The organism is Flavitalea plasmicola (genome assembly GCF_030546645.1).
Taxonomy (GTDB): Bacteria; Bacteroidota; Bacteroidia; order Chitinophagales; family Chitinophagaceae; genus Puia.
Map to the genome: position 1 here is coordinate 239,526 of NZ_JAUOTO010000003.1, position 12,862 is coordinate 252,387.

12 protein-coding genes are annotated in these 12,862 nt (G+C 48.9%); 7 read left to right on the forward strand and 5 right to left on the reverse strand.

Annotated elements, in window-relative coordinates; all coding sequences use genetic code 11:
• The first annotated feature begins 40 nt into the window (after positions 1-40).
• Positions 41-1,363, forward strand: a complete 1,323-nt coding sequence (locus Q4E93_RS11000; protein WP_303585130.1) for an alpha/beta hydrolase family protein — start codon at positions 41-43, stop codon at positions 1,361-1,363.
• Here Q4E93_RS11000 and Q4E93_RS11005 read toward each other — a convergent pair.
• Complete coding sequence (locus Q4E93_RS11005; RefSeq protein ID WP_303585131.1) at positions 1,329-2,123, reverse strand: 3-keto-disaccharide hydrolase; 795 nt, start codon at positions 2,121-2,123, stop codon at positions 1,329-1,331. The two genes, Q4E93_RS11000 and Q4E93_RS11005, sit on opposite strands and share 35 nt — an antisense overlap.
• A 10-nt stretch (positions 2,124-2,133) precedes the next feature.
• Positions 2,134-3,018, reverse strand: a complete 885-nt coding sequence (locus Q4E93_RS11010) for a YwqG family protein (RefSeq protein WP_303585133.1) — start codon at positions 3,016-3,018, stop codon at positions 2,134-2,136.
• Between the two features lie 63 nt (positions 3,019-3,081).
• Here Q4E93_RS11010 and Q4E93_RS11015 point away from each other — a divergent pair, with 63 nt between their 5' ends.
• Entirely contained in the window at positions 3,082-3,324 is a 243-nt protein-coding gene (locus Q4E93_RS11015) for a hypothetical protein (protein WP_303585135.1), read from the forward strand.
• Between the two features lie 30 nt (positions 3,325-3,354).
• Positions 3,355-4,440, forward strand: coding sequence for an SGNH/GDSL hydrolase family protein (locus tag Q4E93_RS11020; RefSeq protein ID WP_303585137.1), 1,086 nt, complete (start codon positions 3,355-3,357; stop codon positions 4,438-4,440).
• 11 nt (positions 4,441-4,451) lie between these two features.
• Here Q4E93_RS11020 and Q4E93_RS11025 read toward each other — a convergent pair whose 3' ends face one another.
• Positions 4,452-5,168 (reverse strand): 3-keto-disaccharide hydrolase, encoded by a 717-nt coding sequence (locus Q4E93_RS11025; protein ID WP_303585138.1) that lies wholly within the window; start codon positions 5,166-5,168, stop codon positions 4,452-4,454.
• Positions 5,169-5,236: 68 nt separating this feature from the next.
• Between Q4E93_RS11025 and Q4E93_RS11030 the strand changes: the two genes are divergently transcribed.
• Together Q4E93_RS11030 and Q4E93_RS11035 are read left to right on the forward strand one after the other, a co-directional pair.
• Positions 5,237-6,049 carry a carbon-nitrogen hydrolase family protein gene (locus Q4E93_RS11030; protein ID WP_303585140.1) on the forward strand — a complete coding sequence of 271 codons (813 nt, stop codon included), beginning with the start codon at positions 5,237-5,239 and terminating at the stop codon, positions 6,047-6,049.
• 77 nt (positions 6,050-6,126) lie between these two features.
• Positions 6,127-8,568 (forward strand): ABC transporter permease, encoded by a 2,442-nt coding sequence (locus Q4E93_RS11035; protein WP_303585141.1) that lies wholly within the window; start codon positions 6,127-6,129, stop codon positions 8,566-8,568.
• Between the two features lie 14 nt (positions 8,569-8,582).
• Here Q4E93_RS11035 and Q4E93_RS11040 read toward each other — a convergent pair whose 3' ends face one another.
• Both Q4E93_RS11040 and Q4E93_RS11045 read right to left on the reverse strand, forming a co-directional pair.
• Positions 8,583-10,127: a PAS domain-containing sensor histidine kinase gene (locus Q4E93_RS11040; protein ID WP_303585143.1), complete on the reverse strand. Its 1,545-nt coding sequence runs from the start codon at positions 10,125-10,127 to the stop codon at positions 8,583-8,585.
• Positions 10,128-10,138: 11 nt separating this feature from the next.
• Positions 10,139-10,762, reverse strand: coding sequence for a response regulator transcription factor (locus tag Q4E93_RS11045; protein ID WP_303585144.1), 624 nt, complete (start codon positions 10,760-10,762; stop codon positions 10,139-10,141).
• Positions 10,763-10,978: 216 nt separating this feature from the next.
• On the opposite strand from Q4E93_RS11045, the gene Q4E93_RS11050 reads away from it, so the two are divergent.
• Positions 10,979-11,575, forward strand: a complete 597-nt coding sequence (locus tag Q4E93_RS11050; RefSeq protein ID WP_303585145.1) for an RNA polymerase sigma-70 factor — start codon at positions 10,979-10,981, stop codon at positions 11,573-11,575.
• Between the two features lie 36 nt (positions 11,576-11,611).
• Complete coding sequence (locus Q4E93_RS11055; protein ID WP_303585146.1) at positions 11,612-12,655, forward strand: FecR family protein; 1,044 nt, start codon at positions 11,612-11,614, stop codon at positions 12,653-12,655.
• Positions 12,656-12,862: the final 207 nt, after the last annotated feature.

Here is a 12,862-nt window from a genome sequence, read left to right on the forward strand (position 1 = left end):
ACATTTGGGAATGATAAAAAGCTGGCTCATATTACTGGTCTTGACAACCCGTATCTGCGCATATGCCAACGGCCCATTCCCTCCCGGCAAGCTCATAGAAAAAGTCGTCTGCAAAAACGACTCATCCCAATCCTATGCCCTCTATGTGCCAGTAAAAGCCGGCAATGGCCCATCGCCCATTATCTACTTCTTCGACCCTCATGGAGACGGAACCCTGCCCCTGAAAAAATACAGATCTCTCGCTGATGCCTACGGTTACATTCTTGCCGGGAGCAACAACTCGAAAAATGGCAACGACTGGGCAAGCACGGAGAACATATGGCGCCATCTTTCAGACGACTCGAAGAGCAGGCTGAAGATCAACGAAGCCCGTATATATACCTGTGGTTTCTCAGGCGGGGCCAAAGTGGCCAGTTTTATCGCGCTGCAACATCCGGGAGTAAAAGGAGTGATCGCCGGTGGCGCAGGGCTTCCCGACGGTACACCTCCTGGCGATTATAATTTCAGCTTTACGGCGATAGCGGGGGAAGGAGATATGAACCTGACGGATCTTGTAGCCATCGATGGCAGCCTGGCCGGAACACGCACGCGGCATCGTATCATTATTTTCGACGGTATACATGAATGGGCGCCCGGGAACATCATGAACCTGGCCTTCGCGGGCCTGCAATTCGATGCTATAAGACAAGGGGCCATTCCGAAGGACAATGCATTGATCACCAGCTATGTGGCAGACAGTAAGAAACGGCTGACCGTATACGTCCAGTCTCATCGCTTCATAAAGGCGATGCAGGAGTGTCAGCTTTCTATCAGCCTGCTGGACGGGCTCAGTCCTGAAACCAACTGGTTCCAGACACGGGCAGCGTCCCTTGCGAATGATCCGCAGTATCAACAGCAGTTACGGTCCCGGCAATCTCAGTTTGCCCGGGAACAGAACATCAAGGAGGAATACATGCAGCATTTTCAACAGCAGGACATGCCTTACTGGACCACCGCCATACACGACCTGCAAATAAAGGCCGCCGCAAAAACGCCTGAAAGAGGAATGTATCAGCGGCTGCAGGCTTATCTTTCTTTGGCATTCTATTCCCTCAGCAATCGCCTGATCGGCAACAATGAAAATGATGGAGCCCGGTATTTTACAGAACTGTATAAAACCGCGGATCCAACCAATAGTGAAGCCTGGTATTTTTCTGCTGTTCTGCATATCCGGGAGAAGAACGCGCAGGCGGCCGAACATGATCTCCAAATGGCGGTCCAATGCGGGTTCAATGATAAAAGCCGCCTGGTCCGGCAGCCGGAATTTAAGACGCTCGACCTGTCCAGGGTCACTGCAGCAATTCAACAGGCAGCTGCCCGATAGACTGTATTCTTATTCCTTTGTAAAAAATCTCGGCGCCTTCCGACTGTAGCTGTATCTTACCTTCCGTGAGGGGGAGCACCTCGCCCTTTTCCACCTGGCCATTGTGGTACAGGATCATCATCACCTTGCCATTGACCACATGTATGCTGGTGTCGCCATGACAATATAGGTCCAGCGTGTTCCATTCTCCCGAAGGCCTTTCCGCATCGCCGCCTTTGACGCAATGCCGACCTATATTGTTATCATTCCTGAAAGCGTATAGTTGCCCAGCAGGGTTGTATACATATTGGCTGTCCGATCTTTTCAGCGCAGGGATCCCTGCCGTACCCCCGGCGCATCCCCAATAATCGCCGCAATTCCCTTCCTCCACCTGGAATTCCTGGCTGCGCATCCAGGCGCCTGCATCCGCGCCATAGGGACCGACGGAATGATATAACAAGCCGCTGTCCTTTTTCTTATTTTTTTTCTTACCCCAGGTGAGCGTTCCCCATTTGAACATCAGCTGTAAATGATAGTTCCCGAATTCCTTTTGGGTGGAAATGGCCCCTGTCATTTCGCCGGAGACACGGATAACATTTTCATTTCCATCGCGGACAATAGTGAAGACCTTTTTAGGATCATGATTTAGTCCTCCCTTGCCACTGCTGTCCGGCCTGAGATAAGAATCCCATCCCCTGAGGTCTTTACCGTTGTATAACGGGGCCCATTTGTCCTGCCGGGTAAAAAAGCCGGCGAGCAGCAGCAGAAAGAAATATTTCATAATTGAATGTTTAGCCGCAATCCCAATTGTACAGCACGCGGGAGAAATCTTTTTTCGCCAGGTCTTCCGGAGCGATGAAGAAGTTTCCTACGCCTGCATCCCCCCACATGATCTCCGCATCGGTGTCCATCTGGAATAATAATATATAATCCTTCACCGGCCCTTCGTCATCACGGGGGTCCCACTGGGTGAAATAAGCATATCCACCTATCTTATGGCCGCTGCCCTGAAAGGCCTTCCACATTTCTTCCTCCAGCTCATCGGCGATGGCAGAATGCTCCTCCTTGATCGTCATAAAAAAAGCCTCATGCCGTCCGAAACGTATATCCGCCACGCCCACATAATCATCCAGCTGCTGGAAGGACAGCGTATGGGGCGTATATAACGGAACATTATAGCTGTCGGTGTCTCCGAGCGCCAGGAAATCAAAATTCGTTTCGTGTTCATGCACTTCCTCTTCTTCGAAGAACAGCACTCTGAAATTTTTCTGGGACTGCCCGTCATTAAAATCCAGCCCGTATGCGTCTCCGCCGGATATATAGAACTGCAGATAGCCGCTGGCGGGGAAGCCCGCCAAGGGAGGCAGGTCGGAACAGCGGATCTGGGCCAGTGGGTAGAGAAACTTCCCTTCCGCATCTGTAGGATAGGGAAATCCCTTTGGAAGGGCAGGGTAGTAGCCAAAAGAACTCTGCAGCAGGGAAAGACTGGTTGCAGGCGTTGCCTCAATTTTAATATAGGGCAGCCTGGTCCTTTCGATGTCCATCCAATGTGCCGCCAATGCCCTCGAAAGCTGGAGTCCCGGCATCACTTCTATTTTTTCCAACAACCTGTGATCCTCATCTGAAGGTTTTTTATTATACTCATTATCGCCAAAAAGATTGCGCACTACACCCATGAGATGGAAATTTATTTTATCTAAGATACGGCTTGTTTGATAATAGCCTATTTTCACAGGACAATGGAAGATATATTTCTCATCCCGGTGAATTACAATAACGCCGAAAGGCAGTTTGAGGCCACGCTGCAGGTCCTCGGTTACATCCACCGTTTTCACGTCGATGTAGATGGAATGGATGTCATCTTCGAGCGGGATGAAGAAGGCAATTACCGGGCGATCATACCACCGGAAACGCCAGGCAAACTTCCTTCAACGGAGCTGTTGCAGCGTATAGCGGAAGCGATCGCGCAAATTTTGGCCTAGTTTGACAGCGCCTGCCTTATATTTGTCCTCATGCAAAACAGACAATGCTGCCTGCTTCTCCTGCTGGTTATAACTATCGCTTGCCGAAGCCATGCGCAGGACTCTACTGTCCGCTTTAATGACCCGCGTATCCACTACATGGGAAGAGTAGCCATGACGGATAGCGCAGCACAGCTTTCCTGGACGGCTACATCCGCCTCCATTCAATTCAACGGTACAGGAATAAAGGCGCTGCTAAAGGACGAACGGGGCGATAATTATTACACTATTGTGGTGGATGGCAAGCCGGCAGGCGTCTTGCACCCTGACAGCCTGAAAGCAGCGTATACGCTGGTGTCAGGAATGCAGCCGGGCACTCATACCCTGGAGCTATTCAAGCGTACTGAATGGGCGATGGGAAAGACCTGGCTCTATGCGCTGCTGCCGGATGAGCAAACGACCCTGCTATCCGCCCCTCCTGCAAAAAAACGAAAGATAGAATTCTTTGGCAACTCCATTACCTGTGGGTATGCGGTGGAAGATACCACCGGAAAGGATAGAGGGACGGCACCGTATGAGAACGCCTATATCAGCTATGCGGCCATCACCGCCAGGCATTTTGGCGCTGAATTCAACTGCACCGCCAAGAGCGGCATTGGGATCACCATCAGCTGGTTTCCTTTGATCATGCCTGAAATGTATGACCGGTTGGACCCCGCAGATTCCACCAGCAAATGGGACTTTTCCCGATTCAGGCCCGATGTTGTCGTGATCAACCTGTTCCAGAATGATTCCTGGCTGGTTAATATGCCGGACCACGAGCAGTTTAAGGCAAAATTTGGAACAACAGCTCCCGGTGCGGACTTTATCGTCGCGTCCTATCAGAAATTTGTGCAGCAGGTGAGGAGTAAGTATCCCAGGGCATATATCATCTGCATGCTGGGAAATATGGATGCCACTAAAGAAGGCGCTCCCTGGCCAGGTTATATACAGAAAGCAGTCAGCCTTTTAAAGGATAAAAAAATGTTTACGCTCTTTATTCCCTATAAAGGCACATCCGGACATCCCAGCGCCAAAGAGCAGGAAATGCTGGCCGATGGCCTGATCCGGTTTATCGACGGGCATATCCGGTGGTAAATAATTTCGGTTTACAGTGATCGGATCTTGATATTCCGCCACTCGCTTGAGCCAGGATGCTGCTGTAAGGCGATCTTGCCCCTGGCGACCTTTGCAAAGTCGCTGAACATCGCATTCCTGAATTTACTACCCGCGACCATTTTGTTCCATTCTTCGCTGCCTATCTGGCCTTCATATGTTTTTATTCCATTAAGCCAGAAGGTAAGATGGCCCTTGTCCTGTAAGATCTTCACCTGGTTCCATTCCCCAACAGGATTGGGCCTGGATACTGTAGAGTCTCCTGCCATATCGTAAAGGCAGCCCGCCAGGTGATTTTGCTTTTTATTGTCAGAGGCATCCTTGTTGTCCAACACCTGCATTTCCGGGCCCGTTAAATAAGTTGCGCTGTATTTAGGATCTTCCTGTATATCGAAAATGATACCGCTGTTGCTGCCCTTCGCCACTTTCCATTGCAGCTGCAGCTCAAAGTTCTCGAATGTCTCATTCGTTACAATATCTCCACCCCCGCTGTTGGGCTGGGAAGGATCGAATACCAGCGCTTCGTCCTTCACCTGCCATTTTGCTCCTACCGTATCTCTTAGATAGGTATGCCAACCTTTGGTCGTTTTGCCGTCAAACAATAATTTCCAGCCTTCTTTTTTTTCTTTCTTTGTAAGCGTATTCGGTTTTTGAGCAATTGCGACACAGGCTGACAGAAGAAATGCGGCGAAGATCAATGTCTTTTTCATTCATGTTGGTTTGCGGTGCCTAAGGTAATGAAATATGTTTTTAGCATAAAACATTCTTAACTTGAGGCATGAAGATAGCTGTAGCCTCCCCTCCATTTCCGGGGTCTGTGAATGACGGCCTTTACTGGCTGGAGAAGCTGGTGAAAGAAGCTTCAGCGCAACAGGCCGATATCATTTGCTTTCCCGAGTCCTACCTGCCGGGCTACCCGGGCATGGGATATACGCCGGAAGACCGAACGGAAGAAAACTTACGGTCGGCGCTGGACAAAGTATGCCGGATCGCGGCTGAAAATTCCATAGCGATCATTATCCCCATGGACTGGCATCATGCTGACGGATTGTTAAATGTAGCCCACGTTGTATCGGGGACGGGAGAGATATTAGGTTACCAAACCAAAAATCAGCTTGACCCTACTGAAGATCATTTTTGGACGGCGGGTACAACGCGTCATATTTTCGAGGTGAAAGGCGTGAAGTTCGGCATCACCATTTGCCACGAAGGGTTCCGCTATCCCGAATCCGTAAGATGGGCAGCTCAACATGATGCCAGGATCGTTTTTCATCCGCATTTTGTCGGCAGCAATACCGAAGGACTATCGTTGACGGAGTGGGGTAGTAAGGAAAATCCTTATTATGAGAAAGCAATGATGATGAGAGCTTTGGAAAATACCATTTTCTTTGCCAGCTCAAATTATGCTTCACGTTATCCCGATTCGGCCAGCTCGATCATTGCACCGGATGGAACCTGCATTGCCCATGTAGCGTATGGAGAACCAGGGATCGCTGTCGCAGACATCGATATTGCGCTTGCCACCGGCCTGTTGGCAAAGCGGTTTAAAAATGAGCTGTACGGAGTTCCCAGTAAATCCTCTATTTCTTAAGACAGGTGTAACCTCTCCGGCGTCCGCCTCGTCTGAATGCTTTCTGGCTGGAAAACCTTTCCTAACCTCAAACTATTATGATGATCTTCAATTACCTGAAAGTAGGGCTTCGGAATATCCTGAAATACAAAGGATTCTCATTCATCAACGTATTTGGGTTGGCCGCGGCGATGTCAGTATGCATGCTGATCATGTTGATGCTGGCCGACCAGCGCAGCTACGACCAGTTCCATATAAACAAAAAAAATATTTATCGCATCCTTTGTGACGCCCCGGAATTTAGACATCCCTATGCTACGAGCCCATTCCCCCTGGCCCGCAAGCTAAAAAATGAAAGCCCTGCTGTCAGGGAAGCCACCAGCCTGGTGATGGGAGTAGGGGGGGATGCGCTGTATAATGGACGAACCGTGGAAATGCGCGGGTATTTTGCCGACACTTCTTTCTTCGATGTGTTTAGCTTCGAGCTTGGTAAGGGCAGCCTGGACGCCGCGCTTCGTGCCCCCAATTCCATGGTACTGTCCGCAGAGGCGGCCCATCGCCTGTTCAATGATGAGGATCCTATCGGCCGGACGGTGGAATTCTCCGACCGGGGACTGTCTGTTTTTTCCGGCGGAGGCGAATCGTCCGTCCCAGTGAAATGGGGCATCTATACCATTACGGGTGTCCTCGCAGACAAAGCATACAAGTCTCATTTGAAATTTGATGTCCTTGTTTCCTTATCCTCCATGCCTGCTTTGATCAACAGCAAGAAGATGGAAGACCTTGGCGCCAACTGGAAAAACTTCTTTCGATGCTATACTTATGCGCTGCTCGCACCCGGGAAGACGGAGTCCGATCTGAACGTTTCTCTTCACCGGATCGTCTCGACTACTTACGCCGGTTTCCCGGACCTTAAACAGTTCAGCATGACGGGACAAAGGCTCACCAGCATCTCGCCCGGCATTTTGCTGGGTAATGAACCTAATATCGTTTTACCGAGGATCGTGTATTATTTTCTCTCGGTCCTTGCTTTTGTGATCATGCTGTCGGCCTGTCTGAACTATACAAACCTGTCGATCGCCAGGGCGCTGACCCGGGCAAAGGAGATCGGCGTACGCAAGGTCAATGGGGCTACCAGGAAGAATATCGTCTTACAGTTCCTCAGCGAATCGATCCTCATGGCGCTGTCCGCCCTGATCATGGCTGTTCTCTTTCTTTTGCTCATCAGGGCGGCTTTTTTAAACCTTTGGGTCAACCAGTCCCTGCATTTCAGCCTGGACGGCGGGTTTTGGGTCTATCTTGGCTTTGCAGGATTTGCCCTGCTGATCGGACTGGTGTCAGGCATCTATCCCGCTTTTTATCTCTCCGGTTTTCAGCCATTGAAGGCGCTCAGGAATTTTGCAAGCCTGCGCCCCGGAAAATTGGGCATGCGAAAAATATTAAGTATCGTCCAGTTCTCCGTCTCGCTGATCTTTATCATCAGCTCCATCCTCATTTTTAACCAATCCATGCATTTTTTGAAATTCGACTATGAATTCAATTCCAAGAACATTGTGAACATCGATCTGCAGGGAAATGAGTACCATGTTGTGTCCGGAGAGCTGGCTGCCGTGGCCGGCGTCGAAAAGATCTCTGCCTGTGATTATGTCCCTGTGACCGGAAGATCCGAAGGCACAAGTGTTAAGCAGGCGGAGAGCAGGGATGACTTTAAAAAAGTCACCGTCCTTCAAACGGATGAAAATTTCGTAGACAACCTTCAGCTGCGGCTCATAGCCGGCAGAAACCTTCCCGCCGGGGGACCCGCCGGCAGATACGTACTGGTCAACGAAGCTGCCACCCGTGCACTCGGATATAAATACCCAGGTGAGATCATCGGCCACGTGTTGGTATCGAAATGGAATGATACGATCCCGCTTGTGGTCACGGGCGTGCTGAAGGATTTTCATATGAATCTGGATCACGACCAGATCGAGCCCCTGCTGATCCAGAATCAAACTGCCCTCTTTAAATATGCCAACGTCCGCATTGCCTCCCGGGACCTGCGAGGCACCCTGGCAGCGCTGGAAAGAAAATGGAAGTTGATCGATCCCATACATCCGTTGCGGTATCAATTCTTCGACGATCAGCTGGCCGCCACCTCGCAAGGTTTCTTCGACGTCGTGTCCATTCTGGGCTTTCTGGCTTTTCTTGCGGTCACTATCGCCTGCCTTGGATTGTTGGGAATGGCTACCTATACGACAGAACGTCGTCTCAAAGAGGTCGGCGTTCGTAAAGTGCTGGGAGCCTCCCACCGGGGCATCGTGCTGCTGCTCTCCGCCTCATTCATCCGGGTCCTGATCTGGTCAGTCCTGATCGCGGCGCCTCTCAGCTATATGCTCAACACGCTTTGGTTGAGGAAGTTTCCCAACCGGGTTGAATTCGGTATAGGTACCATTGGGCTTGGGACGCTGGTATTGCTGGCGCTGGGGCTGCTCACCATCGGGTCCCAAACGCTTCGCGCGGCGAAACAGGATCCTGCGAAAGTGCTGAGAACGGAGTGAGCTTCGGTCTTCATTTATATCGGCGTGATCGGAAAAGTAAGGATCAGTTTGCAACCATTACCTGGTGCTGTAATGAAGCTGGCCTTCCCCCTAAAAAGCTCGGCCCGGCTGATAATGTTGCTTATGCCTATGCCAGCGTTCTTCTTTTTTTTCGTGATGTCAAATCCTATCCCATTATCTAAGATGGAAAGAACGAAGCCTGCCTTCGTTTCTGACATAGTGATCTGTATTTCAGATGCGCCGGCATGCTTCAATATATTATTCAGTTGCTCCTGGACTATTCTATAGGTGTTCAATTTGAATTTGCTGCTCATTGTCTTTTCCATAGAGGGTTTCAATATACAGCGTATCCTCACCGGATAGATCTTCATTGTGTCGCGGGCGATATGTTCGATTTCCGCGCAAAGCCTGAAATCCTTGTCCGTCATCAATCCTTTTGTCAATTTCCTGATCTCCTCTATAGCCGTGAACATGTACTCGGAAGAATGTATTAAATAGATCTCCCCGTTCTTTATATCCTTCCTTGCCATATCGAGATATAACATGGATGCTGCCAATATCTGATTAACATTATCATGGAGCTCCTTCCCGATGTCAGATCTTTCCGTTTCCCTGGCTTCTACTACGGCTTCTGTTAATTCGTTCTTCTTTACCCTGAGCTCCCATTCCAGAATTTCCTCCAGTTTTTGCGTCTTACTTATATCATGTATCACCCCGATCATCCTTATGGCATTTCCATCGCTGTTCCTTATGATAATGCTCCGGATAATGACATTGGATATTCTACCATCCGGGCACATGAATTGAAAGCTGTCTTCCCAGGTCTTTTTTTCGGATTCGAAGACCTTACGAATCTTTTTTTGCATCATTTCCCTTTCTTCCTTTTGAAAGAAGGCCATCCATTCTTCGAAACTGACTTTCGCCTCGGGCAATTTATGGCCGAAAACGTTCTCATAGCTTCTTCCGAAGGAGATCTGCCTGGCGGCGATATCCCAATCCCAGGTTACGTCGTATGTTGTTTTACCTATCGATCTTATCCAGTCATTATTTTCTGCCTGGGTGGTATCGGATTTTGATTGGGCGATGACTATATTACTTGCTATCGATCGCTCATTTGCAACATCGATCTTTTTTTGTATCGATAGTCTTCCCCTCCGATCGACGATGCTGGTGATGGAATTCCTGATGCCTTTGGCATCTTTAAATACCACGGAGGTGATCTCACAGGGCCACAATTTGCCGCCCTTTCTTATTATCGACAGGTCGGCTTTGGCACTCCCTTCCTGTGTTCTTTGGCGGAGCATCAGTTTATAGCTCTCTTCCGAGAACTGGAAAATGTCCTTCCTTTTCCTGGTTAGTAATTCCTTTTTGGAATAGCCCAGCAATCTACAGGCAGCTCTATTCGCCCTGATGATCCTGCCGTCTGCCACGAGTGAAATGATATTTGCCTGCAACGAATTTTCAAACGCCTTCTGCAGAAGGGGATCCGGGATAAAGGTAGTTTCCCGGTTGGTTAGAGCGGACTTTTTTTTCTTTGCTGTTTCCCGAGATGCGCGCATGATAAATAAGTTTAATGCCAGAGCTCAACCGCGTGCGAGTTGACATATTGGATCAGGGAGATTGTCGTTTTTTGCTTCATCTTTTTGAGTATATCATGCCGGTGGACTTCAACTGTTCTTGTAGATATTCCTAATTCAGCAGCGATCTCTTTAGATGACCTTCCCGCACTTAACAGACCCAGGACCTGCAATTGCCTTTCGGAAAGAGAATTTAAGCCAGACTCCTTGTCTTGGGCCATTTGCTCTGAAAGGTTTTTTTTTGCTTCCTGGCAAATATATATGGTCCCTTTATTCACTTCTTTGATCGCATCCAGCATTTCCAGGCGAGGGGAGGTCTTGGTCACATAGCCTTTTGCTCCCAATCGAAGTAGCTTCTTTACGTAAGCGGGTTCGGAATGCATAGATACAATTATGATCTTAGATGCAGGGGATAGCTTGCGGATCATTTTCAATACATCCATTCCATTCATTGGCGCCATATTGATATCCAGTAAGACGATGTTGGGGCGTGTATTTTTCGCCAATTCAATGGCAAGCTGTCCGTCTCCGCATTCTGCTACTATTTCAAGATTTCCCTCTGTTGCCAGCAAAGAATGCCAGGTTTCGCGGATCAGGATGTGATCATCGATGATCATGATCGAAATGTTTTTCATCGGCTTAGTTTAGATATGAAATGAATATGACTGTCAGAGCGACGGGTGGAAGGCGGGTTCCTATTGGCGAAAGAGTAAGCCAATAGTTCCTTAAGGTAGGTTTTTTTTCTTGATTTTCCTTGTTTAGTTGCGATTGCATCAACGAACGCTTGTCCGGTTGGCGGTAATAGCCCGTCGGCTTTCGCTCCAAAAAAATAAATGACTGTAGAAAAATGTTATTATTTTGCGATTTCAAAGACAAAGACCTGCGTGATGCGAAATGACGATTGCCCTGGCAGCTCAAAGGATATGTTGGAACAGCTTTTCAATGAGCTGTTCCGTGAATATGAGCATCCGCTTTATCTTTTTGCCTTCAGGATGCTGAAATCCGATATGGCGGCCAAGGACGTCATCCAGGATGTTTTTCTGAAACTATGGATGATACGGGACAGGATCTCGGAAATAAAAAGCATCTCTTCCTTTCTATACAGGCTCACCGAAAATAAGGTCATCGATCATCTGCGCGCAGCCGCCGCTGACCAGAAGAGAAAACAGGCTTTGTGGCAGCGCATGCATCAAAGTAGTGAACCTCATGCAGGGGTCGGTGTTGAAGATGCTGAATATCATACTATTATACATCAAGCCATCGAGCAGCTCCCTCCTCAGCGAAGGGCCGTCTATCTCCTGAGCCATGCAGCGGACAAGCCCCGTAAAGAAATAGCCTCCCTGTTGCATATCTCCCCCAATACGGTGAAGAACCACCTGGCGAAAGCAGTAGAGAATATTGTAGCCTATCTGAAAAATAATACCGACTAGAGTAGTACATTTTTTCCCGGCATACGTCATAGGAGCATGTTGCGCATTTACGACCTGCTGGAAAAGTTTGCTTCCGGAGCCTGTTCTGAGGAGGAATTCGAAGAGCTGATGCGGCTCATGCAGGCCAACGAGAACGATGAAGCCATCCGCGAGTCGATGCGGAAGTATTTCAGCACATTGGATTCAGAAGTTATTTCAGAAGTCCATGTCGACGAACAAGGCGATATGCTTCAAGGAGGCGAACCTTTTCCCGAACGCGCCAGGAGGCCTGTGTTGTTCAAAAGAATGCTTGTTGCCGCCTGCATCCTATTGCTGGTCTGCGGAGCCTGGTTTTTTTATAGTCCCAAGCCTATACAGCGTGTGGCAGAAGCAAAGACCGTCAGCAGGATCTACACTCCGGCGGGGTCCAAGACAAGCATTGTGCTCCCTGACGGCACCGAGGTATGGCTGAATTCTTTCTCCACCCTTACTTATACTAACGCTGAATTCAACAGCGGCAAACGCGAAGTATCCCTGGTGGGGGAGGCCATGTTCAAGGTAAAGCACGATTCCCTTCATCCTTTCCTGGTTCATACAAAGAATTTCGATGTGACAGACCTGGGGACGGTGTTCAATGTCCAGGCATACCCGGAAGATAAGCATGGGCAGGCTTCCCTGATCAGCGGCTCAATCGAGGTGATCACAAAGGGCAGTCATTCTAAGAAGATCTTATTGGTCCCTAATCAACGGATCATCATTCAGAATGACAGCAGAGGCGGCGTAGCGGTAGCTAAACCCGGCAAGGTGGTGGTGGATGAGCCGACCATTAAACGTATCGTTTTCAATCCCCAGATGAGCATGGCGCCTGATACCGCATGGGTCGTGAATAAACTGCTGTTCACGGACGAATCTTTTTATGATCTGGCGTTGCAGATGCAACGGCGCTATAATGTCTCCATATCCTTTGGGAACGAAAAAGCTAAATCCTACAAGTTCACCGGCAGATTCGAAGAAGAGAATATCGATGATGCGTTGAGGGAGCTACAAGCCATTGCACCTTTTACCTATAAGAGATCCAATAGCGCAATCCACATCGAGTAATCCTGATCACGCCAAAACCAAAACTAATGACATAACGCAATCAAAATCACTCCGAAATTTTAAGGAAAAGACGGGAAATGCTGCACATTCCCCGTCACCATTCAATTGTAAGAACCTTCACTCAGATGATAGGGAGGGAAGGGCTTTTTATAACAATTAAACTTCATGTAAATGTATGGAAAAAAAACTATTTCCACTTTACGCTAG